Annotated in this window: 17 protein-coding genes and 1 pseudogene; 11 read left to right on the top strand and 7 right to left on the bottom strand. The window is 75.4% G+C overall.

Annotated elements, in window-relative coordinates; translation table 11 throughout:
- Positions 1-36 precede the first annotated feature (36 nt).
- The 9 genes from OSB71_RS07220 to OSB71_RS07180 all read left to right on the top strand — a co-directional run bounded on the left by OSB71_RS07220 (position 37) and on the right by OSB71_RS07180 (position 8,210).
- Positions 37-1,731: a nitrite/sulfite reductase gene (locus OSB71_RS07220; RefSeq protein WP_265945464.1), complete on the top strand. Its 1,695-nt coding sequence runs from the start codon at positions 37-39 to the stop codon at positions 1,729-1,731.
- Positions 1,728-1,928, top strand: a complete 201-nt coding sequence (locus tag OSB71_RS07215; RefSeq protein ID WP_265945462.1) for a hypothetical protein — start codon at positions 1,728-1,730, stop codon at positions 1,926-1,928. Before OSB71_RS07220 ends, OSB71_RS07215 begins: the two co-directional genes overlap by 4 nt.
- Positions 1,925-2,617, top strand: a complete 693-nt coding sequence (locus OSB71_RS07210) for a phosphoadenylyl-sulfate reductase (protein ID WP_265945460.1) — start codon at positions 1,925-1,927, stop codon at positions 2,615-2,617. The genes OSB71_RS07215 and OSB71_RS07210 overlap by 4 nt, the downstream gene beginning before the upstream one ends.
- A gap of 41 nt (positions 2,618-2,658) precedes the next feature.
- On the top strand, positions 2,659-3,207 hold the full coding sequence (cysC, locus tag OSB71_RS07205; protein ID WP_265945458.1) for an adenylyl-sulfate kinase: 549 nt from the start codon (positions 2,659-2,661) through the stop codon (positions 3,205-3,207).
- Complete coding sequence (gene cysD / locus OSB71_RS07200; protein ID WP_265945456.1) at positions 3,204-4,145, top strand: sulfate adenylyltransferase subunit CysD; 942 nt, start codon at positions 3,204-3,206, stop codon at positions 4,143-4,145. The genes cysC and cysD overlap by 4 nt, the downstream gene beginning before the upstream one ends.
- Entirely contained in the window at positions 4,145-5,500 is a 1,356-nt protein-coding gene (locus OSB71_RS07195) for a sulfate adenylyltransferase subunit 1 (RefSeq protein ID WP_265945454.1), read from the top strand. Before cysD ends, OSB71_RS07195 begins: the two co-directional genes overlap by 1 nt.
- A gap of 236 nt (positions 5,501-5,736) precedes the next feature.
- A complete protein-coding gene (locus OSB71_RS07190) occupies positions 5,737-6,555 on the top strand; it encodes an ABC transporter ATP-binding protein (RefSeq protein ID WP_265945452.1) in 819 nt (272 codons plus the stop codon).
- Positions 6,542-7,435: an ABC transporter permease gene (locus OSB71_RS07185; protein ID WP_265945450.1), complete on the top strand. Its 894-nt coding sequence runs from the start codon at positions 6,542-6,544 to the stop codon at positions 7,433-7,435. The genes OSB71_RS07190 and OSB71_RS07185 overlap by 14 nt, the downstream gene beginning before the upstream one ends.
- A 19-nt stretch (positions 7,436-7,454) precedes the next feature.
- On the top strand, positions 7,455-8,210 hold the full coding sequence (locus OSB71_RS07180; RefSeq protein WP_265945448.1) for a sirohydrochlorin chelatase: 756 nt from the start codon (positions 7,455-7,457) through the stop codon (positions 8,208-8,210).
- Between the two features lie 617 nt (positions 8,211-8,827).
- Here OSB71_RS07180 and OSB71_RS07170 read toward each other — a convergent pair.
- Positions 8,828-10,064: pseudogene (locus tag OSB71_RS07170) on the bottom strand (macrolide family glycosyltransferase).
- Between the two features lie 34 nt (positions 10,065-10,098).
- Positions 10,099-11,349, bottom strand: a complete 1,251-nt coding sequence (locus tag OSB71_RS07165) for a DUF5919 domain-containing protein (protein WP_265945444.1) — start codon at positions 11,347-11,349, stop codon at positions 10,099-10,101.
- Between the two features lie 298 nt (positions 11,350-11,647).
- Between OSB71_RS07165 and glgX the strand changes: the two genes are divergently transcribed.
- Entirely contained in the window at positions 11,648-13,762 is a 2,115-nt protein-coding gene (gene glgX / locus OSB71_RS07160) for a glycogen debranching protein GlgX (RefSeq protein WP_265945442.1), read from the top strand.
- A gap of 97 nt (positions 13,763-13,859) precedes the next feature.
- Here the strand turns inward: glgX and treZ are convergent, their stop codons facing one another.
- Positions 13,860-15,608: a malto-oligosyltrehalose trehalohydrolase gene (treZ, locus tag OSB71_RS07155; protein ID WP_265945439.1), complete on the bottom strand. Its 1,749-nt coding sequence runs from the start codon at positions 15,606-15,608 to the stop codon at positions 13,860-13,862.
- A 145-nt stretch (positions 15,609-15,753) separates the two neighbouring features.
- Between treZ and OSB71_RS07150 the strand changes: the two genes are divergently transcribed.
- Positions 15,754-16,299 carry an FHA domain-containing protein gene (locus OSB71_RS07150; RefSeq protein WP_265945437.1) on the top strand — a complete coding sequence of 182 codons (546 nt, stop codon included), beginning with the start codon at positions 15,754-15,756 and terminating at the stop codon, positions 16,297-16,299.
- Between the two features lie 16 nt (positions 16,300-16,315).
- On the opposite strand, the gene treY is transcribed toward OSB71_RS07150, so the two are convergent.
- The 4 genes from treY to OSB71_RS07130 all read right to left on the bottom strand — a co-directional run bounded on the left by treY (position 16,316) and on the right by OSB71_RS07130 (position 21,419).
- Positions 16,316-18,748, bottom strand: a complete 2,433-nt coding sequence (treY, locus tag OSB71_RS07145) for a malto-oligosyltrehalose synthase (RefSeq protein WP_265945435.1) — start codon at positions 18,746-18,748, stop codon at positions 16,316-16,318.
- 157 nt (positions 18,749-18,905) lie between these two features.
- Positions 18,906-19,313 (bottom strand): peptide-methionine (R)-S-oxide reductase MsrB, encoded by a 408-nt coding sequence (gene msrB / locus OSB71_RS07140; RefSeq protein ID WP_265945433.1) that lies wholly within the window; start codon positions 19,311-19,313, stop codon positions 18,906-18,908.
- Entirely contained in the window at positions 19,313-20,812 is a 1,500-nt protein-coding gene (gene murC / locus OSB71_RS07135; protein ID WP_265945431.1) for a UDP-N-acetylmuramate--L-alanine ligase, read from the bottom strand. The genes msrB and murC overlap by 1 nt, the downstream gene beginning before the upstream one ends.
- Positions 20,813-20,951: 139 nt before the next feature.
- Positions 20,952-21,419, bottom strand: a complete 468-nt coding sequence (locus OSB71_RS07130; RefSeq protein ID WP_265945429.1) for an indole-3-glycerol phosphate synthase — start codon at positions 21,417-21,419, stop codon at positions 20,952-20,954.
- Positions 21,420-21,515 lie beyond the last annotated feature (96 nt).

The following is a 21,515-nucleotide window of genomic DNA, read 5'->3' as shown; positions in this document are numbered from 1 at the left end:
CCCAGTCCGCCCGTCAGCCCCTAAGGACCTGCCACCATGGCCGACCAGCCCAAGCAAGCCGTCGCCCCGACGCGCCGCAAGACCGGCCGCCACCGCGGTGAAGGCCAGTGGGCCAAGGGACACTTCACCCCGCTGAACGCCAACGAGCAGACCAAGAAGGACGACGACGGTCTCAATGTGCGGACACGCATTGAGACGATCTACGCCCACCGCGGCTTCGACTCCATCGACGGCGCCGACCTGCGCGGCCGCATGCGCTGGTGGGGCCTCTACACCCAGCGCAAGCCCGGCATCGACGGCGGCAAGACCGCCGTCCTGGAGCCGGAGGAGCTGGACGACGAGCACTTCATGCTGCGCGTGCGCATCGACGGCGGGCGGCTGACCACCGAGCAGCTCCGCGTCATCGGCGAGGTCTCCCAGGAGTTCGCGCGCGGGACCGCCGACATCACCGACCGGCAGAACGTCCAGTACCACTGGATCCGCATCGAGGACATGCCGGAGATCTGGCGCCGCCTGGAGGCCGTGGGGCTGTCCACCACCGAGGCGTGCGGCGACACCCCGCGCGTGGTGCTCGGCTCCCCCGTCGCCGGGATCGCGGCCGACGAGATCATCGACGGCACCCCCGCGATCGAGGAGGTGCAGCGCCGCGTCGTCGGCAACCCCGCCTTCTCCAACCTGCCGCGCAAGTTCAAGTCGGCCATCTCCGGCTCGCCGCTGCTGGACGTGGCGCACGAGATCAACGACGTCGCCTTCGTCGGCGTCGACCACCCCGAGCACGGGCCCGGCTTCGACGTGTGGGTGGGCGGCGGCCTGTCGACCAACCCCAAGTTCGGCGTGCGACTGGGCGCGTGGACCCCGCTGGAGGAGGTCGCCGACGTCCTGGAGGGCGTCGTCAGCATCTTCCGCGACTACGGCTACCGGCGGCTGCGCACCCGCGCCCGGATCAAGTTCCTCGTCGCCGACTGGGGCCCGGAGAAGTTCCGCCAGGTGCTGGAGGACGAGTACCTGGGCCGCAAGCTGGCCGACGGCCCGGCCCCCGCCGCCCCCGTCCAGCAGTGGCGCGACCACGTGGGCGTGCACCGGCAGAAGGACGGCCGCTACTACGTCGGCTTCGCGCCGCGGGTGGGCCGGGTGGACGGCGCGACGCTGACGAAGATCGCCGAGCTGGCCGAGGCGCACGGCTCCCGGCGGGTGCGCACCACCGTCGAGCAGAAGATGCTCATCCTGGACGTGCCCGAGGAGCGGGTGGCGCCGCTGCGCGAGGAGCTGGCCGCGCTCGACCTCACCACCGAGCCCTCCCCCTTCCGGCGCGGCACGATGGCCTGCACCGGCATCGAGTTCTGCAAGCTGGCCATCGTCGAGACCAAGGGCCGCGGCCAGTCGCTCATCGACGAGCTGGAGCGGCGCCTGCCGGACTTCGCCGAGCCGATCACCATCAACATCAACGGCTGCCCCAACTCCTGCGCCCGCATCCAGGTCGCCGACATCGGCCTGAAGGGCCAGCTCGTGCTGGACGACGACGGCCACCAGGTCGAGGGCTACCAGGTGCACCTGGGCGGCTCGCTGGGGCTGGAGCCGGGCTTCGGCCGCAAGGTGCGCGGCCTGAAGGTCACCGCGGCCCAGCTCCCCGACTACGTCGAGCGGCTGCTGCGCAACTTTTCCGCGCAGCGCACCGAGGGCGAGCGGTTCGCCCAGTGGGCGGCCCGGGCGGACGAGGGGTCGCTGCGATGAGCGAGCGCGCCGCGCCGTTCTACTGCCCGTACTGCGGGGACGAGGACCTGCGGCCGAACGAGGAGGGGCACGGCGCCTGGGAGTGCGGTGCGTGCAACCGGGCGTTCACGCTCTCCTTCCTCGGCCTGCTGGCCCGCGGGTTCCACCGCACGGGGGACGCCCGGCGTCCCGACCACAGCGAAGGGGGAAGGGCATGACCACCGCGACCGACCTGCGGGCGCTGGCCGAGCGCGCCGGACGCGAACTGGAGGACGCCGACGCGCTGGACATCCTGCGCTGGGCCGCCGACACCTTCGGCGACCGCTTCTGCGTCACCTCCTCGATGGAGGACGCCGTCGTGGCCCACCTGGCCTCCCGGGCCCGGCCGGGCGTGGACGTGGTGTTCCTGGACACCGGCTACCACTTCCCGGAGACGATCGGCACCCGCGACGCCGTCGACGCCGTGCTGGACGTCAACGTCATCACGCTGACGCCGCGGCAGACGGTCGCCGAGCAGGACGCCGAGTACGGCCCGAAGCTGCACGAGCGCGACCCCGACCTGTGCTGCGCGCTGCGCAAGGTGGCGCCGCTGGAGCAGGGCCTGCGCGACTACGACGCCTGGGCCACCGGGCTGCGCCGCGACGAGTCCCCGACGCGGGCGAACACCCCGGTCGTGGGCTGGGACGAGAAGCGGCAGAAGGTCAAGGTCTCGCCGATCGCGCGCTGGACGCAGGACGACGTCGACGCCTACGTGATCGAGCACGGCGTGCTCACCAACCCGCTGCTGGAGGACGGCTACGCCTCCGTCGGCTGCGCGCCGTGCACCCGCCGGGTGCTGGCCGGTGAGGACGCGCGGGCCGGCCGCTGGGCCGGGCGCGGCAAGACCGAGTGCGGACTGCACGGCTGAGGGACGGGCGGTTGATGAGCGACGGGACGCGAGGAGCGCAGATGGGCGAGGGAAGCGACCGGGGCGCCACGGTGTGGCTGACCGGGCTGCCCAGCGCGGGCAAGACGACGATCGCACGGGCCCTGGCCGAGCGGCTGGGCGGCACGGGGCGGCGGGTGGAGGTGCTCGACGGCGACGAGGTCCGCGAGTTCCTCTCCGCCGGGCTCGGCTTCTCCCGGGAGGACCGGCACACCAACGTGCAGCGCATCGGCTTCGTCGCCGAGCTGCTGGCGTCCAACGGCGTGACGGTGCTGGTGCCGGTCATCGCCCCGTTCGCCGACAACCGCGAGGCGGTGCGCAAGCGCCACGAGCGCGAGGGCACGCCGTACCTGGAGGTGCACGTGGCCACCCCCGTCGAGGTGTGCTCGACGCGGGACGTGAAGGGCCTGTACGCCAAGCAGGCGGCCGGGGAGCTCTCCGGCCTCACCGGCGTCGACGACCCCTACGAGGCGCCCGCCGCCCCGGACCTGCGGATCGCGGCGCACGAACAGAGCATCGAGGAGTCCGCGGCGGCGCTGCACGCGCTGCTGACCGAGAGGGGACTGGCATGACGCCCGCGGCCACGGCAGCCACCACCGAGGCGGCCGACAGCCCGTACGCCCTGAGCCACCTGGACACCCTGGAGTCGGAGGCCGTCCACATCTTCCGCGAGGTGGCCGGCGAGTTCGAACGCCCGGTGATCCTCTTCTCCGGCGGCAAGGACTCCATCGTCATGCTGCACCTGGCGCTCAAGGCGTTCGCGCCCGCGCCGGTGCCGTTCGCGCTGCTGCACGTGGACACCGGGCACAACTTCCCCGAGGTCCTCCACTACCGCGACCGCACGGTGGCCGAGCACGGGCTGCGGCTGCACGTCGCCTCGGTGCAGGAGTTCATCGACCGCGGCGAGCTGCGCGAGCGCCCCGACGGCACCCGCAACCCGCTGCAGACGGTGCCGCTGCTGCACGCCATCGAGGCCAACCGGTTCGACGCCGTCTTCGGCGGCGGCCGCCGGGACGAGGAGAAGGCCCGCGCCAAGGAGCGGGTGTTCTCGCTGCGCGACGAGTTCGGCGGCTGGGACCCGCGCCGCCAGCGCCCGGAGCTGTGGCAGCTCTACAACGGCCGGCACGCCCCGGGTGAGCACGTGCGCGTCTTCCCGCTGTCCAACTGGACCGAGCTGGACGTGTGGCAGTACATCGCCCGGGAGAAGATCGAGCTGCCGGCCATCTACTACGCCCACGAGCGCGAGGTGTTCGCCCGCAACGGCATGTGGCTGGCCCCGGGCGAGTGGGGCGGGCCCAAGGAGGGCGAGCGCGTGGAGACCCGCCGCGTGCGCTACCGCACCGTCGGCGACATGTCCTGCACCGGCGCCGTCGACTCCGGCGCCGACACCATCGAGAAGGTCATCACCGAGATCGCCGCGTCCCGGCTGACCGAACGCGGGGCCACCCGGGCCGACGACAAGCTGTCGGAGGCCGCCATGGAGGACCGCAAGCGCGAGGGATACTTCTGATGAGCCAGGCCACCCACCCCACCGCCGACGACGTCGCCGGCCTGTCGTCGAGCTCGCTGCTGCGGTTCGCCACCGCCGGCAGCGTGGACGACGGCAAGTCCACCCTCGTCGGCCGGCTGCTGCACGACTCCAAGTCCGTCCTGGCCGACCAGTTGGAGGCCGTCGAACACGCCTCCCGCAACCGCGGACAGGAGGCCCCCGACCTCGCGCTCCTGACCGACGGGCTGCGCGCCGAGCGCGAGCAGGGCATCACCATCGACGTCGCCTACCGCTACTTCGCCACGCCCCGGCGGCGCTTCATCCTCGCCGACACCCCCGGCCACGTGCAGTACACCCGCAACATGGTCACCGGCGCCTCGACCGCCGAGCTGGCCGTGGTGCTGGTCGACGCGCGCAACGGCGTCGTCGAGCAGACCCGGCGGCACGCCGCCGTCGCCGCCCTGCTGCGCGTCCCGCACGTGGTGCTGGCCGTGAACAAGATGGACCTGGTGGACTACGCCGAGCCCGTCTTCGCCGCGATCGCCGAGGAGTTCACCGCCTACGCCGCCTCGCTGGGCGTCCCGGAGATCACCGCGATCCCCATCTCCGCGCTGAGGGGCGACAACGTCGTCACCGCCTCGGCGACCATGGACTGGTACGGCGGCCCGACCGTGCTGGAACACCTGGAGACGGTCCCGGTCACCCACGACCCCACCGGCGACGTGGCCCGCTTCCCCGTGCAGTACGTGATCCGCCCGCAGACCGCCGAGCTGCCCGACTACCGCGGGTACGCCGGCCAGCTCGCCTCCGGTGTGCTGCGCGTCGGGCAGGCCGTCACCGTGCTGCCCTCCGGGCGCGCCTCCACGATCGAGGCCATCGACGCGCTGGGCCAGTCCGTGGACGTCGCCTGGGCGCCGCAGTCGGTCACCCTGCGCCTCGCCGACGACCTGGACATCTCCCGCGGTGACGTCATCGCGCCGGCGGACGCCACCGTCACCCCCAGCCAGGACCTGACGGCCACCGTGTGCCACCTGCACGACACCCCGCTGACCGTGGACCAGCGGGTGCTGCTCAAGCACACCACGCGCACCGTCAAGGCCATCGTCAAGCAGATCCCCTCCCGGCTGACGCTCGACGACCTCTCCCAGCACCCCCGGCCCGGGCTGCTGGAGGCCAACGAGATCGGCCGCGTCGTCCTGCGCACCGCCGAGCCGCTGCCCGTCGACGCCTACGCCGACTCGCGCAGGACCGGCTCCTTCCTCCTCATCGACCCGGCCGACGGCACCACCCTGACCGCCGGCATGGCCGGCGACGCCTTCGCGGAGGCCGCCGAGGAGACCAAGGCGGTCGCCGAGGACGAGGGCTGGGACTTCTGACATGCCGGCGGTGACGGTGCCCGGCGCGGCGGGGGCGTATCCGACCTTCGACCGGCGGGGCGTGCGCGTCGGCGGCGGCCCGCTCGGCAGCGGCCAGGGCGGCATCGGGCGATGCCGCCGGTGACCCCGCGCCCGCCGCGTCCGTGCCCGGCACCACCCGCACCACCTCCGTACGTCCGATCTCACCTGCCGTAGCCGCCCGTCCGGGGCGGCGCACGACGAGAGGACACCCACCCGTGCCCCCGAAACTCGCCACCTCGACAGCGGCGACCACGACCGGCACCGCCACCGCACAGGCCGCGCCCCCGCCCTACGCGGTGAAACTGGACCACGTCTCCAAGGCCTTCGGCGCCCCGGGCGCCCAGCAGTTGGTGCTGGACGACATCCAGCTCCAGGCGGCGCCGGGCGAGTTCCTGTGCCTGCTCGGCGCCTCGGGCTGCGGCAAGTCCACCCTGCTCAACCTCGTCGCCGGGCTCGACCAGCCGACGGCGGGCACCGCCAGCGTGCCCTTCGGCCGCCCCGCGCTGATGTTCCAGGACCACGCCCTGTTCCCCTGGCTCAGCGCGGGCCGCAACGTCGAGCTGGCACTGCGGCTGGCCGGGGTGCCCAGGGCGCGGCGGCGCACCCAGGCCCGGGAGCTGCTGGACCTGGTCCGCCTCCCGGACGCCTACGGCAAGCGCGTGCACCAGCTCTCCGGCGGCATGCGCCAGCGCGTCGCCCTCGCCCGCGCGCTCGCGCAGGGCAGTGAGGTGCTGCTGATGGACGAGCCGTTCGCCGCGCTGGACGCCATCACCCGCGACCTGCTGCACGAGGAGCTGACCCGGGTCTGGTTCGAGCGCAAGCTGACCGTCCTGTTCGTCACCCACAACGTGCGCGAGGCCGTGCGGCTGGGCCAGCGCGTGGTGCTGCTCTCCTCCCGTCCCGGCCGGGTGGCCCACGAGTGGGAGGTCGACCTGCCCTACCCGCGCCGCATCGAGGACAACGGCGTCACCACGCTCGCCCGCGAGATCACCGGCCATCTGCACCAGGAGATCGTGCGCCATGCCCGCCACTGACACGGTGCCGGCGGACGGCGGCGGGCCCCCGGAGCCACCGGGCGACGCGTCCACCGAGATGACGTCCGGGCTCGACGCGCTGGAGAGCCAGCCGCCGGGCAGGGACGCCTCCCGGCGGGCGCTGGCCAAGGCGACGCCGCCGCTGCTCGCCGTGGCCGCCGTGCTCGTGCTGTGGCAACTCGCCTTCTGGCTCGGCTGGTCGGCGGAGCTGCCCGCTCCGGGCGCCGTCGCCGGGGCGCTGGGCGACTCCCTCGCCGACGGCACGCTGCTGCCCGCCCTGGGGCAGAGCGTGCTGCGCTGCCTGATCGGCTTCGGCGCCTCCGCCGCGATCGGCGTGCCCCTGGGCGTGCTGCTGACCCGCGTCACCGTGCTGCGCACCGTCCTCGGCCCGATCCTGTCGGCGGTGCAGTCCCTGCCCGCCGCGGCGCTCGTCCCGGTCGCGGTGATCGGGCTCGGCCCGTCGGAGGGCGCGGTCTACGCCGTCGTGCTGCTGGGCGCCGTGCCGTCCATCGCCGTCGGCGTCGCGGCCGGCATCAGCCAGGTGCCGCCGCTGCTGCTGCGCGCCGGCCGCTCCATGGGCGCCACCGGACCGCGCGGCGCGGTGCACGTCCTGCTCCCGGCCGCCCTGCCGGGTCTGGTCTCCGCGCTGCGGCAGGGGTGGACGTTCGGCTGGCGCGCGCTGATGACGGCCGAGCTCATCACCGCCACCCCGCTGCCCGGCATCGGCCGCATGCTGGCCGAGGGCACCGCCGCGGAGTCGATGAGCCGGGTGCTGGCGGCCGTCACGCTGATCCTCGCCGTCGGCGTGCTGGTCGAGTCCGCCCTGTTCACCCCGCTCGAACGCCGCGTCCTGCACAGCCGCGGCCTCACCGGCCGCTGACGGAACGGACCGATCCACGATGCGCTCCCCCACCCTGCTCGTCGTCGCCCACGGCAGCCGCGACCCCCGGCACGCCGCCACCGTCGCGGCGCTGTGCTCCCGCGTCCGCTCGCTGGCCCCCGGCGTCCGCGTCGAGGTGGGCTACCTGGACTTCGACACCCCCACCGTGCCCCAGGTGCTCACCCGGCTGCACACCGCGGGCGAGCGCGAGGTCGTGGCGCTGCCGCTGCTGCTGACGCGCGCCTTCCACGCCAAGACCGACATCCCGGCCGTGCTGCGCGAGGCGACCGCGCGCCTGCCCGGGCTCACCGTGCGCCAGGCGGGCGTCCTCGGGCCGCACGCGCTGCTGCACCGGGCGCTGGAACGCCGCCTGGCCGACGCCGGCCTGGACCGCGGTGCCGTCCCGGCGACCGGCGTGGTCCTCGCCGCGGCCGGCTCCACAGACCCGGAGGCGATCGCAGTGATCGCAGAAACCGCGCGGGAGTGGCGGCGTACCACCGGTTGGTGCGCCGTGCGTCCTGCGTTCGCCTCCGCATCCCCGCCCCGCACGGCGGACGCCGTCCGCGCCCTGCGCGCCGACGGCGTCCGCCGCGTGGTGGTCGCCCCCTACGTCATCGCCCCCGGGTTCCTGCCGGACCGCATCGCGGCCGGCGCGCGCGAGGCGGGCGCCGACCTGCTCGCCCCGGTGCTGGCCGACGCCCCCGAGCTCGCGCGCCTGCTGCTGAGCCGCTACGCCGAGACGGCGGCCGCCCGCCCCCTCCTGGCCGCCGCCTGACCCCGGTCGGCCGCCGCCGCGGCCTGCCGGAGCGCCCGGCGTCACCGGCCGGGGGGGCGGGGGCCGAACCGGCGGCATCGAGTACTGGACCCGCGAGGGCTTCCCCGTCGAGACGGCCCACGGCATCCGCCAGCGGCACCCCGCGCGGGTGGGCCTGCGGCGCGTCCCGCGGCCAGTCCCCCGACACGTGGCCGGACTGCGGCTGCTGACGCCCCCTCACCCGGCGGTGTCCGCCGTGGGCGTATTCCGCCCACGGCGATCCCCGGTACCGGACGCGCCACGCCTGCCGCACGGTGGGGGCATGAAGCCGCTGATCCTCGGGGCACCCGCTTCGTCGGGCGGGCCGTCCCCACGGAGGCCGTCGCCCGCGGCCGGGAGGTCACCGTCCGCGACCGGGGCGACCGGCCCGCCCCGCCGGGCACGCGCCGACTCCTCGCCGACCGCACCGCGCCGGACGGCGTCGCCGCCCTCGGCGGCCCACCACGCCACCGTGGCAGGCAGGTGAGGGGAGCGGCGGCGGCGCCTGCGGCGAGTCCCGGCCGGTGGGGCGGCCGGGACTTCCGGAGCGACTGCGGGGGCCGCGCCGGCGCGCCGGTGGGTGCGGGCGTCGGGTCGGGTCAGGTCGGGAGTTCGGCTTCGATGAGGTCGGCGGCGTAGGGGGTGCCGGGTTCGTCGTCGAGCCGGGTGCGCAGGGCGGTGAAGCGGGCGGGGAGGGCGGGGTCGGTGGTGAGGGCGAGTGCGGCCGCGCGCAGGGCCTCGGGGGTGGCGTCCTCGGTGTCGATGCGCCGTGCCACGCCGAGGGCGGCCAGGAGGTCGGCGTTGGTGAACTGGTCCACCGCCTGCGGGACGGCGATCATCGGGACGCCGCAGGTCAGCCCCTCCTGGCTGCCGCCCATCCCGGCGTGCGTGACGAACAGGTCGGCCTGCTGGAGAACGCGCAGTTGCGGCACCCAGCGGTGCACCTCCACGTTGGGCGGCAGCGGGCCGAGCTCCGCCTCGGCCACGTGCTTGCCGATCTGCAGCACCAGGTGCCAGCCAGGCAGGTCGCCGAAGGCGGCCAGGCACGCCCGGTAGAAGGCGGGCTGCCGGGTGAAGGTGGAGCCGAGCGAGACGAGGACGACGCGTTCGGCGTCCGCGGGGCGCGTCCAGTCGCCCTGGTGGCCGCGGTCGCCCTGGCAGGCGCCGGTGAAGGTGTAGACGGACCGGTCCACGCGGTCGGCCTGGGGCTGGAGCGCGCTGGGGATGAGGGCGAGGCTGCGGCGCGGTCGGCCGACGAACCGCTCGGGGTCGGTGCCGGGCAGGCCGTTCTCCGCGAGCCAGGCGCGGAAGCGGGCGGTGTAGGCGATGCCGCGCGGCGAGGTGCGCACCGGCGCGTACAGCTCTTCGCCGACCTCCTCCTCGTAGCCCTCCCAGGCCACCATGCACGGTGAGAGCTGCACGGCCGGGACGCCCCAGCGGTGGGCCAGGACGGGGGCGGGGTAGGCGGCGATGTCGTACAGGACGAGGTCGGGCTCGTCGCCGGCGTAGGCCCGGGCGAGCTGCGGGAGCGCCTGGACGGCGTCGTCGAGGAAGAGCTCCAGGGCGTCGATCAGCTCGGTGCCCCAGGCGGCGGGGTCGTCGTCGGTGGGCAGGACGGAGGTGTAGGGCCGCGGCTCGGCCCCGACGGAGGCGACCGCTTCGGCGAACTGCGCCGGGACGGCGTAGGTGACGCGGTGGCCACGGGCGACGAGTTCGCGCATCACCTCCAGGCTGGGGTGGACGTGGCCGGCGGCGGGGATGCTGAACATGGCGATGTGGGCGCGGCGTGTTGACGGCATGCCCCGCACCCTAAGCGAGACGATACGTCTCGTGCAACCCCGTTTCGCCCGGGCGCCCGCCCCGGCGCCCGTCACGACACCGGCCGCGCGTCACCCCACACCGACTCGAACTCCTCCCGGTAGGTGCCCAGCAGCCCCTCGTCCACCGGGCCGGGGCCCGCGCCGCTGATCACGTTCCGCCCGCCCCCGCGCAGGACCAGCACCGGCGACTCCATGCCGCGCGCGCGGCGCAGGTAGGGCTGGACGACCGCGAGGCCGTCCGGCCCGTCGCCGTCCACCAGGTAGGCGGTGAAGCGCGGCGTCTCGTCGAAGACGTGGATGCGGAACGCCGCCGGGTCCCGCACGTTCGCGCGCACCCGGCGCATGTGCAGGATGTTCGTCTCCACCGCGCGGCTCAGCTCCCCGCGCTTGAGCCCCAGCTCGCGCTCGCGGCGGCGCACCGCGCTGCTGGCCGGGTTGAGGAACAGCAGCCGGACGCGGCAGCCGGCGTCGGCCAGCCGCATCAACCGCCGTCCGGAGTAGTTCTGCACGAGCAGGTTCAGCCCTATGCCGATCGCGTCGATGCGCCGCGCGGAGCCGAAGAGGTCCTCGGCCGGCAGGCGGCGCTGGAGCCGCACGCGGTCGGGGTGGACGCCGACGACGTCCGCGTACCGGTCGCCGATCAGCTCCTCCAGGGCGTCGGCCGGCAGCCGCCCCTGGGACGGGGCGTCCCCGGCGCCCGCCCCCAGCATCGACAGCAGCCGCTGCGCGGTGCGCTCGGCCTGGGCCAGCACGGCCGGCGACAGCGCCCGGTTGCGCGAGACGGCGCTGCGCGCGACCTCCAGCTCGTCCAGGGCCAGCTCCAGCTCCCGGCGCCCCTCCAGGTACGGCTCGTAGCAGGGCCAGTGCTGGACCATCAGCTCGCGGAGCTGGGGCAGCGTCAGGAAGGAGAGCAGGTTGTCGTCGTCCGGGTCCAGGACGTAGCCCTTGCGGCGGCTGACCTCGCGCACCGCCACCGCGCGCTGCACCCACTCCTGGCCCGCCGGGCCCGCCGCCGCGACGACCCACTCCTCGCCGTGCACCGGCTCGTAGATCGGCCGGAGCACCCCGGCGACGACGGCCCTCAGCCGCTGCTCGACCAGGTTCAGCCAGATGTAGGCGCGCCCGGCGCGCTGGGCCCGGGTGTGCACCTCCGCCCACTGGCCGGCGTCCCAGGCCAGGTCGGCGCCGATCTCCACGGTGGGGGCGAGGGAGACCGCGCCGGGCGGCGCCTCGGGGGTTTCGGGGGCGCCCTCGCCCGGACCGCTGCCGCCCGGCGGGAGCTCAAGCCCTCCCGAACTCACCTGTGCACCGCCTTCCGCCCCCGTTGTTCGATCAAGGAGCCTACTGTGCCGCCGGGGACGCGGCGCCAGTATGCCCCACCAACTTCCTTTGCCTGACGGCCTCGCCAGGGGAAGATAGTCGCTTGTGTAGCACGACGTGCACAGGGTGTGGTCACCGAGCGGTGCGCCGGCCGGCGTCCGAGTGCCGCCGGCACCGCCGGGACGGCGACGGCGAGGACGGCCACCACCGCGACGACCGCGAGCCGCCGGGGCCGCGGCCGCGCACACGACGGACACGAAACACGAGGAAAGAGGGCCCATGCAGATCTGGCCGGGGCAGGCGTATCCGCTGGGCGCCACCTACGACGGGGCGGGGACCAACTTCGCCGTCTTCTCGGAGGCGGCCGAGCGCGTCGAGCTGTGCCTGCTGCACGAGGACGGCTCGGAGACGGCGGTCGAGCTGCGGGAGTCGGACGCGTTCGTGCGCCACGCCTACCTGCCCGGGGTGATGCCCGGGCAGCGCTACGGCTTCCGGGTCCACGGCCCCTACGAGCCGCAGCACGGGCACCGCTGCAACAGCGCGAAGCTGCTGCTGGACCCGTACGCGAAGGCCATGAGCGGCACCGTGGACTGGAACGAGGCCGTCTACGGCTACCACTTCGGCCACCCCGAGCGGCGCAACGACCTGGACTCCGCGCCGCACACCATGGCCGCGGTGGTGGTGAACCCCTACTTCGACTGGGGCGACGACCGGCTGCCGCGCACCGAGTACCACCGCACCGTCATCTACGAGGCCCACGTCAAGGGCCTGACCATGCGCCACCCCGACCTGCCGGACGAGCTGCGCGGCACCTACGCGGCGCTCGGCCACCCCGCGATCATCGAGCACCTCACCCGGCTGGGCGTGACCGCGCTGGAACTCATGCCGGTGCACCAGTTCGTCACCGACCACCGGCTGGCCGACGCGGGGCTGACGAACTACTGGGGTTACAACACGATCGGGTTCTTCGCCCCGCACAACGCCTACGCCTCCTGGGGGGACCGCGGGCAGCAGGTGCTGGAGTTCAAGCAGGCGGTGCGGGCCCTGCACACGGCGGGCATCGAGGTGATCCTCGACGTCGTCTACAACCACACCGCCGAGGGCAACCACCTGGGCCCGACGCTCTCCTTCCGGGGCCTGGACAACGCCTCGTACTACCGGCTGGCCGACGACCCGCGATACTACATGGACACCACCGGCACCGGCAACTCGCTGCTCATGCGCAGCCCGCACGTGCTCCAGCTCATCATGGACTCGCTGCGCTACTGGGTCACCGAGATGCACGTGGACGGGTTCCGCTTCGACCTGGCGGCCACGCTGGCCCGGCAGTTCCACGAGGTGGACCGGCTCTCCTCGTTCTTCGACCTGGTGCAGCAGGACCCGGTGGTCAGCCAGGTGAAGCTGATCGCCGAGCCGTGGGACGTGGGCGAGGGCGGCTACCAGGTGGGCAACTTCCCGCCGCTGTGGACCGAGTGGAACGGCCGCTACCGCGACACGGTGCGCGACCTGTGGCGCGGCGAGCCGCGCACCCTGGCGGAGTTCGGCTCCCGGCTGACGGGCTCCTCCGATCTCTACCAGGACGACGGGCGCCGCCCGCTGGCCTCGATCAACTTCGTCACCTGCCACGACGGCTTCACCCTGCACGACCTGGTCTCGTACAACGACAAGCACAACGAGGCCAACGGCGAGAACAACCGGGACGGCGAGAGCCACAACCGCTCCTGGAACTGCGGTGTGGAGGGACCGACCGACGAGCCGGGGGTGCTGGCCCTGCGCGGCCGCCAGATGCGCAACTTCATGGCGACGCTGATGCTCTCCCAGGGCGTGCCCATGATCAGCCACGGCGACGAGTTCGCCCGCACGCAGGGCGGCAACAACAACGCCTACTGCCAGGACAGCGAGCTGTCGTGGGTGCGCTGGCCCGAGGCGGACGACGACGACCCCCTGTGCGCCTTCACCCGGGCGATGGTGTGGCTGCGCCGGGACCACCCGGTCTTCCGGCGGCGCCGCTTCTTCCACGGCCGCCCGGTCGAGGGCACGCACGACGAGCTGTCCGACATCGCCTGGTTCACCCCCGAGGGTGAGGAGATGACGCAGCAGGACTGGCAGGAGGCCCACGCCCGGGCGCTGACGGTCTTCCTCAACGGCAACGCGATCTCCGAGCCGGGGCCGCGCGGCGAACCCATCGCGGACGACTCGTTCATCCTCATGTTCAACGCCCACGAGGAGAAGCTGGACTTCACCGTCCCGGCCGACCACGGCCGCGAGTGGCGCACGCTCGTGGACACCTCCCGGGAGGACGGCCACCCCCCGTGGGTGGGGCCGCACGTCGCGGGCGGCGAGGTGGTCACCGTCACCGACCGGAGCCTGGTGGTGCTGCGGCGGCCGGCCTGACCGGCACGGACCGGGCCGCCCCGGGGACAGCCGAGCGGGCGGCGGGGCGGGCGGGTTGCCGGGCGGGCGGGTGGCCGGGCGGGACGGGCGGAGGCGGTCACACCCGGGCCACCACCGCCGCGTGGGCCGGCAGCCGGGTGCCCGCGTCGCCGTGGGTCGCGGCGAGCCGGGTGCCGTGCGCGAGGGCGGGCACGTCCGCGTCGGCGTCCCCGAGGTTGACGGCGACCAGCAGCGCCCCGTGCCGCACGGTCAGCCACCGCTGCCCGGGGCCGCCGGTGCGCACGGTGACGTCCCGCAGCCGCACCCCGGGGTCGGCGTGCCGGCGCCGGACGGCGAGCAGGCGCCGGTGCCACTCCAGCAGCCGGGCGTGCGGCGCGCGGGCGGGTTCGGACCAGTCCAGGCAGGAGCGGTCGCGGGTCGCCGGGTCCTGCGGGTCGGGGACGGCGTCGGCGGGCCAGCCGTGCTCGGCGAACTCCCGCCGCCGCCCGGTGCGCACCGCGTCGGCGAGCTGGGGGTCGGGGTGGTCGGTGAAGTACTGCCAGGGCGTGCCCGCGCCCCACTCCTCGCCCATGAACAGCATCGGGGTGAACGGCCCGCACAGCACGAGCGCCGCGGCGCACGCCGCCAGCTCGGGGGCGAGGGAGGCCGCGAGCCGGTCGCCGAGCGCGCGGTTGCCCACCTGGTCGTGCGTCTGGGCGTAGCCGACGAACCGGTGGGCGGGCGTGTCCGGGGGCACGGGGGCGCCGTGGCCCCGGCCGCGGAAGGTGGAGTAGGTGCCGTCGTGGAAGAACGCGCCGGTCAGCGTCTTGGCGAGCGCGGCCAGCGGAGCGCGGGCGAAGTCGGCGTAGTACCCCTGGGCCTCGCCGGTGAGCGCGGTGTGCAGGGCGTGGTGGAAGTCGTCGTTCCACTGGCCGTGCAGCCCGAGGCCGCCCGCGGCGCGCGGCGCGGTGGTGCGCGGGTCGTTGCGGTCGGACTCGGCGATGAGGAAGAGCGGCCTGTCCAGCTCCGCGGCGAGCGCGTCGACGGCGGCGGACAGCTCGGCCAGGAAGTGCTCGGCCCGGGTGTCGGCGAGCGCGTGGACCGCGTCCAGGCGCAGCCCGTCCAGCCGGTAGTCCCGCAGGAACGCCAGGGCGCTGCCGAGGAAGTAGGCCCGCACCTCGTCGGAGCCGGGCGCGTCCAGGTTGACGGCCGCGCCCCACGGCGTGTGGTGGCGCTCGGTGAAGTAGGGGCCGAAGGCGGGGAGGTGGTTGCCTGCGGGGCCGAGGTGGTTGTGCACGACGTCCAGGACGACGCCGAGCCCGTGGCCGTGCGCGGCGTCCACGAAGGCGCGCAGCCCGTCGGGGCCGCCGTAGGGCTCGTGCACCGCCCACGGGGCCACGCCGTCGTAGCCCCAGCCGTGCCGCCCGGGGAACGGGCTGAGCGGCATGAGCTGCACGTGGGTGACCCCCAGCTCGGCCAGGTGGGCCAGGCGGTGCGCGGCGGCCGCGAAGGTGCCCTCGGGCGTGAACGTCCCCACGTGCAGCTCGTAGAGCACCGCCCCCGGCAGGCCGCGCCCGGGCCAGGGGTGCCGCCAGGCCGGGGGGCCGGGGTCGGGCACGGCGCTCAGCCCCTCGGGGCCGTCCGGCTGCCGGCGCGAGCGCGGGTCGGGGCGCACGGGGCCGTCGTCCAGGACGAAGCCGTAGCGGTCGCCGGCGGTGGCGGCCGCCTGCGCACGCCACCAGCCGGGGCGGGCCGGGTCGGGTTCCATGGGCTGGTCCGACGCGGCGCCCGCCGGGTCGTCGGCGCCGCGTCGGACCAGCCGCAGCGCCACCCGGTCCGCCCGGGGCGCCCACACGTCGAACAGCATGGCTCCATGGTCGGGCGCGGGCGCGCCGCGCGCCACGGCGCGCCGCACGCGCCCGGCGCGCCCCGGGGCCCGTCACCGGGCGGCCGGACCCCGGCGGCGGGGCCGACCTGGACACCCGTGGCGCGCGAACGGACAATGTGCGGCCATGACGACGTTCGAGTTCGCCGCCCTGCCACCGCGCCTGACCGACGCGGACCGCGACCGCGCGCTCGACGTGCTGCGGGAGGGCGCCGTGCGCGGACAGGTCTCCCCCCACACCTTCCAGCAGCGCATGGAGGTCATCCTGCGCGCCCAGCGGCCGGAGGAACTGTACGCCGTGCTGGGCGACCTGAGCGGGCGTCCGCCGGAGCCGGGCGCGCTGGCGCGCGCCGTCGGGCGCGTCGGCGGGCTCGGTCGGCGGCTGCGGCAGGCCTGGCAGGCCGAACGGCTGCCCGAGCTGCTGCTGCCCGGGCCGGGCCCCCACCCGCTGTCCATCGGCCGGGCGGCGGGCTCGGTGCTGCGGCTGAACCACCACACCGTCTCCCGCCGCCACGCCCAGCTCCGGCACACCGGCGCCGGGTGGACGCTGCGCGACCTCGGCTCGTTCAACGGCACCTGGGTGAACGGCCGCCGGGTGACGGGCTCGGTGGCGGTGCGCCCCGGCGACCAGGTGCGCTTCGGCGAACCGGGCTTCCGGCTGACGGCACCGTGAGGGCGGGGCGCGGCGCTCAGTCCCCTTCGCGCACCAGCAGCGCCACCGGGCCGCGGGCCAGCAGCCCGGCGAGCGGGACGCGGCCCGCCGCCGCCTGACCGGTCAGCAGGTCCCGCCACCGCCCCGGCGGCAGCGGCAGCGCCGTCTCGCGCCAGCCGCCCGCCGCCGTCAGCCGCCGCGTCAGCCGGCTGACGACGGTGACGACGGCGTCCGCGCGCGCGAACGCCAGGCAGTGCGCGGCGGCCGGGCCCTCCGCGGCCAGCGGCGTGTACCCGGCCTTGGCGCCGAACCAGTCCGGGTGGTCCCGGCGCAGCCGCAGGGCCGTCCGGGTGAGCCGCTCCTTCTCGTCCGGCTGCCCCGGCTCCTCGGGCTCCCCCGAGACCCCGTGCTCCCCGGGCGCCGGTCGCGCGTCGAACGCGGGCGGGCGCCGGTTGTCGGGGTCGACGAGGGCGAAGTAGGGCCGCTGGGTGCCCTGGTAGACGTCCGGCACCCCGGGCATGGTCAGGTGCAGCAGGGCCATGCCCAGCGCGGTGGCGCGGGTCCGCGGCGCGGCGGAGCGGGCGAAGGCGGCCAGCGCCGCGCGCCCGGCGCCGCGGGGACCGGCGTCTGCGTCCACATACCGCCGGACCCGCTCCTCGTACGCGGCGTCGGGCTCGGTCCACGTGGTGTGCAGCCCGGCCTCGCGGACCGACTTCAGCAGCGCCCCGGTCAGCCGCTCGCGGTCGGGGGCGTCCGGCCCGCAGCCCAGCCCGTAGGCGGTCTGCCACACCAGCCAGGCGGTGTGCGCGTCCAGGGCTCCGCCCGGGGGGCGGGCCGCCTCGCCCATCACCTGGCGGAGCAGCGCGGCCCAGCCCTCCGGGTCCTCGCTGAGCGCCGCGAGGGCCGCCCGCACGTCGGCGCTGCGCTTGGTGTCGTGGGTGGACAGCACGGTGCCGGTGGCCGGCCAGTCCCGCTGGACGCGGGCGCAGTAGGCGTGGAAGTCGCCCGGCGTCAGGGCGGGCCGTCCCGGATCGCCGCCCACCTCGGCGGCCGACAGCAGCGGCAGGTAGCGGTAGAAGGCGGTGTCCTCCACGGACTTGGCCCGCAGCGCCCCGGAGACCTGCGCGAAGCGGGCCCCGAACCCCTGCTCGCGCAGCCGGAGCGCCAGCCGGGCCACCGCGTCGACGGTCGCGGCCTCCTCGGGCACGGTGAACGCCTCGCGCGCCGCGGCGGCGATGCCGCCCAGCAGGTCGGCGCTCAGCGCCGGGTCGTCGTCGGGCGGCGGGTAGAGGCGGTAGACGGGCAGCCGCACCAGCAGCTCGCGCAGGGCGCGGGCGAGCGCCCAGTCGGCGTGGTCGCCGTGCCGCCCGCTCTCGGTGCGGTCCAGCGCCGCCCGGGCCTCGCGCACCAGCCGGTGCACCTCGGCGGCGAGTTCGTGCTCGACGACCTCGTGCGCGGCGCGGTGCGCGGTCGGCGCCCACCGGCCCCCGGCGTCGTCGGCCACCCGGGTGACCTCCCGGTACAGCGCGGCGAGCCGGTCGGCGCCCTCGGGGTCGACGAAGACGGCGTCGACGCGGCGCAGCGCGTCGTAGCCGGTCGTCCCGGCGACGGGCCAGCCGGCGGGCAGCGCCTCGTCGGGGCCGAGGATCTTCTCCACCACCGTCCAGGCGCCGCCGGTGCGCTCGTGCAGGCGGCGCAGGTAGGCCCCCGGGTCGGCGAGACCGTCGGGGTGGTCCACGCGCAGCCCGTCGACGACGCCCTCGCGCAGCAGGGCCAGGACCCGCTCGTGGGTGGCGTCGAAGACGTCCGGGTCCTCCACCCGCAGCCCGATCAGCTCCGAGACGGTGAAGAAGCGGCGGTAGTTCAGCTCGCTGCGGGCCAGCCGCCACCAGGCGAGGCGGTAGTGCTGGGCGTCCAGCAGCTCGGGCAGCGGCAGGTGCCCGGTGCCCGCGCGCAGCGGGAAGCGGTGCTCGGCGTAGGCCAGCTCGCCGTCGACGACGCCCAGTGCGTCCAGCTCGTCGCCGAGGCGGCCGCCGAGCACGGGCAGCAGCACCTTGCCGCCTCCGGCGGCCCAGTCGATGTCGAACCAGTGGGCGTACGGGGAGCCGGGGCCGTCGGCCAGGACCGACCACAGCGGGGCGTTGAGCGACATCGGCGCGGGCACGGCCATGTGGTTGGGCACGATGTCCAGCACCAGGCCCAGGCCGTGCTCGCGGGCGGTGCGGGAGAGCGCGCGCAGGCCGGCCTCGCCGCCCAGCTCCCCGCGCACCCGGGTGTGGTCGACGACGTCGTAGCCGTGCGGGGAGCCGGGCACGGCCTCCAGCACCGGGGACAGGTGCAGGTGGGAGACGCCCAGCGCGGCGATGGCCGGCACGTCGCGCGCCGCGGCGGCGAACGGGTAGTCCGGCTGTAGCTGGAGCCGGTACGTCGCGGTGGGCACCGCGGCAGGGCGCGCTGGGGGCTCGGACACGCTGGAAATTGTTCGCCGCCCCTTCTCCCCGGTCAAGGCGGGGCGGGCGTCGGGGTGGCGCCGCGCCCCGCGCCGTGCGGCACCAGGCGCCCGGAGCGCGGTGAGCGCGGCCCGGCGGGCTGTGGACCCGGCCGGCCGCGCTCCCGTCCGGCCGCGCTCAGCCCTCCTTCGGCGTCAGCCGCAGGGAGACGGAGTTGATGCAGTAGCGCTCGTCCGTGGGCGTCGGGTAGCCCTCACCGCGGAAGACGTGGCCCAGGTGCGACCCGCAGCGGGCGCAGCGCACCTCGGTGCGGGTCATGCCGAAGGAGAAGTCGTCGATCAGCTCGACGGCCGAGGTGTCGGCGGGGTCGTAGAAGGAGGGCCACCCGCAGTGCGAGGCGAACTTGGTGTCGGAGCGGAACAGCTCGGCGCCGCAGGCGCGACAGGAGTAGACGCCCTCGGTCTCGGTGTCGGTGTACTCGCCGGTGAAGGGGGGTTCGGTGCCCGCCTGGCGCAGCACCCGGTACTCCTCGTCGGTGAGTTCCGCGCGCCACTGCTCGTCCGGCTTGTCGATGTCGTAGGCCATCAGTGCCCTCCTCCGCTCGGGTCCAGCCGCGCCAGGATCCTCGGGCCGACTTCGGTGACGTCCCCGGCGCCCATGGTGAGAACCAGATCACCCGGCTTGGCCATTCCGGCGACGGCCTCCGGTACGGCGTCCAGTCCCGCGACGGGGGTGACGTCGGCGCTGCGGGCGCGGGCGGCGTCGGTGACCAGCGCGCTGGTGACGCCGGGGATCGGGTCCTCGCGGGCCGGGTAGACGTCCAGGACGAGCGCGGCGTCGGCGCCGGCCAGCGCGGCGCCCATCTCGGCGCCCAGCTCCCGGGTGCGGCTGAACAGGTGCGGCTGGAAGACGACCAGCACTCGCCCGTCGGGGGCGGCGGCGCGCATGGCCTCCAGGTCGGCGGTCATCTCGCTGGGGTGGTGCGCGTAGGAGTCGACGACGCGCACGCCCGCGCGCTCGCCGACGAGCTGGAGGCGGCGCCCGACGCCGGTGTAGGCGGCCAGCGCGGGCGCCAGCTCGGCGGCCGGCACCCCGGCGGCGACGCCGGCCGCGAGCGCGGCGACGGCGTTGTGCGCGTAGTGCCGGCCGGGCACGGACACGGTGAAGGTGAGCCGCTCGGGCCCCCCGGCCTCCCGCGCGCCCCCGGCCTCCCGCGCGCCCTCGGCCGCTTGGGCGCCCGCGGCCTCCTGGGCGCCCGCGGCCCGCTCGCCGCCGAGGGCGACGGTCACCTCGCTGGTCAGCCCGTGGGCGGTGACGTCCAGGACGCGCACGTCGGCGTCGGCCGACTCGCCGTAGGTGGTGACGGTCAGGTGCGCCGCCTCCCGCACCCGCCGCGTCAGCTCCCGGGCGCCGTCGTGGTCGGCGGAGACCACCAGCGTGCCGCCGGGGCGCACCCTGCACACGAAGGTCTCGAAGGAGGCGTAGATTTCCTCCATCGAGGCGTAGTTGGCGTGGTGGTCGAGTTCGACGTTGAGGACGATCGCCACCTCGGGGGCGTAGGCGTGGAAGCTGCGGTCGCTCTCGTCCGCCTCGGCGACGAAGATCTCGCCCGTCCCGTGGTGGGCGTTGCTGCCGGGGCCGTCGAGGTCGCCGCCGATCGCGTAGGACGGGTCCCGGCCCAGGCTGCGCAGGCTGACGGCGAGCATGGAGGTGGTGGTGGTCTTGCCGTGCGTCCCGGCGACGGCGATGGTGCGCAGCCCGGTCATCAGGCCGGCCAGCGCGTCGGAGCGGTGGACCACGGGCACGCCGCGCTCGGCGGCTGCGGCCAGCTCGGGGTTGTCGGCGCGGATGGCGGAGGAGACGACGACGGACGTCGCGTCGGGTGCGAGGTGCTCGGCGGCGTGCCCGAGGTGCACGCGCACCCCGAGCCCCCGCAGCGCGGCCAGGGCGCCCGACTCCTTGGCGTCGCTGCCCGAGACCCGCGCGCCCCGCTGGGCGAGGATCTTGGCGATGCCCGACATCCCGGCCCCACCGATGCCGATGAAGTGCGGTTTGTCCATGCCGGACGGGGCAGCGGCTGCCATGTGCGGGTCTCCCTCGGGTCGGTGCGGGGCCGCGTGCGGCCCCCGGCGTCCGGGCCGATTCTCGCACCCGGGCGGGCCGCCGCGGGACACCGGCGGCGCTGCGGGGCGCGCCCGCCGACGGCGTGCGGCGCGCCGGGCGTCACTGCGCGTGGGCGAAGAGGCGCAGCACGGGCACGCCGACCTTGTGCCGCGCGCGCGAGGCCCAGTCGCGGTGGAAGAACTCCTCCACCACGTGCGGCGAGGTAAGCACGATGACCTCGTCCGCCCCGGTCTGCTCGACCACGGAGGCCAGCACGTCCAGCGGGTGCTCGTCCACGAGCTGCCCGACGGCCTCGGCCCCCGTCTCGCGCAGCGACCTCAGCGCGTGCTCCAGGGCGAGCCGGTCGGGCGACAGCGCCTGGTCGCCCTCGGGGACGTCGGCCTCGTGGACGGCGTCCTCCAGCTCCCCCAGCGCCACGTCGTCCAGCGCGCGCAGCAGCCGGTCCTGCCGGCCGCGGGGCTGCATCAGGACGACGAAGGAGACCTCCTCCGCGCCGTGCAGGGTGGTCACCAGCTCCACGTCGACCGGCACCAGCGGCTTCTCGATCATCAGCACGGTCGTGAACACGGCAGGTGCCCTTCCCTCCGTCCGGCCCCCTCCGTCCGGCCGTCCGCGGACCGCCCCGGACGCCCGGCCGCCTCGGAGGACCGGAACGCTACGTTC

The organism is Streptomyces marinisediminis (assembly GCF_026262575.1).
GTDB classification, from domain to species: domain Bacteria; phylum Actinomycetota; class Actinomycetes; order Streptomycetales; family Streptomycetaceae; genus Streptomyces; species Streptomyces marinisediminis.
The sequence above is the reverse complement of the archived record's forward strand: the minus strand, read 5'-3'. Positions and strand labels throughout refer to the sequence as shown.

What these genes read in the sequence shown, in the direction of transcription:
- OSB71_RS07150 (WP_265945437.1), top strand. Translation starts at nt 15,754, where the DNA reads ATGACGACGTTCGAGTTCGCCGCCCTGCCACCGCGCCTGACCGACGCG.
- glgX (WP_265945442.1), top strand. Translation starts at nt 11,648, where the DNA reads ATGCAGATCTGGCCGGGGCAGGCGTATCCGCTGGGCGCCACCTACGAC.
- OSB71_RS07180 (WP_265945448.1), top strand. Translation starts at nt 7,455, where the DNA reads ATGCGCTCCCCCACCCTGCTCGTCGTCGCCCACGGCAGCCGCGACCCC.
- OSB71_RS07215 (WP_265945462.1), top strand. Translation starts at nt 1,728, where the DNA reads ATGAGCGAGCGCGCCGCGCCGTTCTACTGCCCGTACTGCGGGGACGAG.
- treZ (WP_265945439.1), bottom strand. Translation starts at nt 15,608, where the DNA reads ATGCTGTTCGACGTGTGGGCGCCCCGGGCGGACCGGGTGGCGCTGCGG.
- OSB71_RS07210 (WP_265945460.1), top strand. Translation starts at nt 1,925, where the DNA reads ATGACCACCGCGACCGACCTGCGGGCGCTGGCCGAGCGCGCCGGACGC.
- msrB (WP_265945433.1), bottom strand. Translation starts at nt 19,313, where the DNA reads ATGGCCTACGACATCGACAAGCCGGACGAGCAGTGGCGCGCGGAACTC.
- murC (WP_265945431.1), bottom strand. Translation starts at nt 20,812, where the DNA reads ATGGCAGCCGCTGCCCCGTCCGGCATGGACAAACCGCACTTCATCGGC.
- OSB71_RS07220 (WP_265945464.1), top strand. Translation starts at nt 37, where the DNA reads ATGGCCGACCAGCCCAAGCAAGCCGTCGCCCCGACGCGCCGCAAGACC.
- OSB71_RS07185 (WP_265945450.1), top strand. Translation starts at nt 6,542, where the DNA reads ATGCCCGCCACTGACACGGTGCCGGCGGACGGCGGCGGGCCCCCGGAG.
- cysC (WP_265945458.1), top strand. Translation starts at nt 2,659, where the DNA reads ATGGGCGAGGGAAGCGACCGGGGCGCCACGGTGTGGCTGACCGGGCTG.
- OSB71_RS07195 (WP_265945454.1), top strand. Translation starts at nt 4,145, where the DNA reads ATGAGCCAGGCCACCCACCCCACCGCCGACGACGTCGCCGGCCTGTCG.
- cysD (WP_265945456.1), top strand. Translation starts at nt 3,204, where the DNA reads ATGACGCCCGCGGCCACGGCAGCCACCACCGAGGCGGCCGACAGCCCG.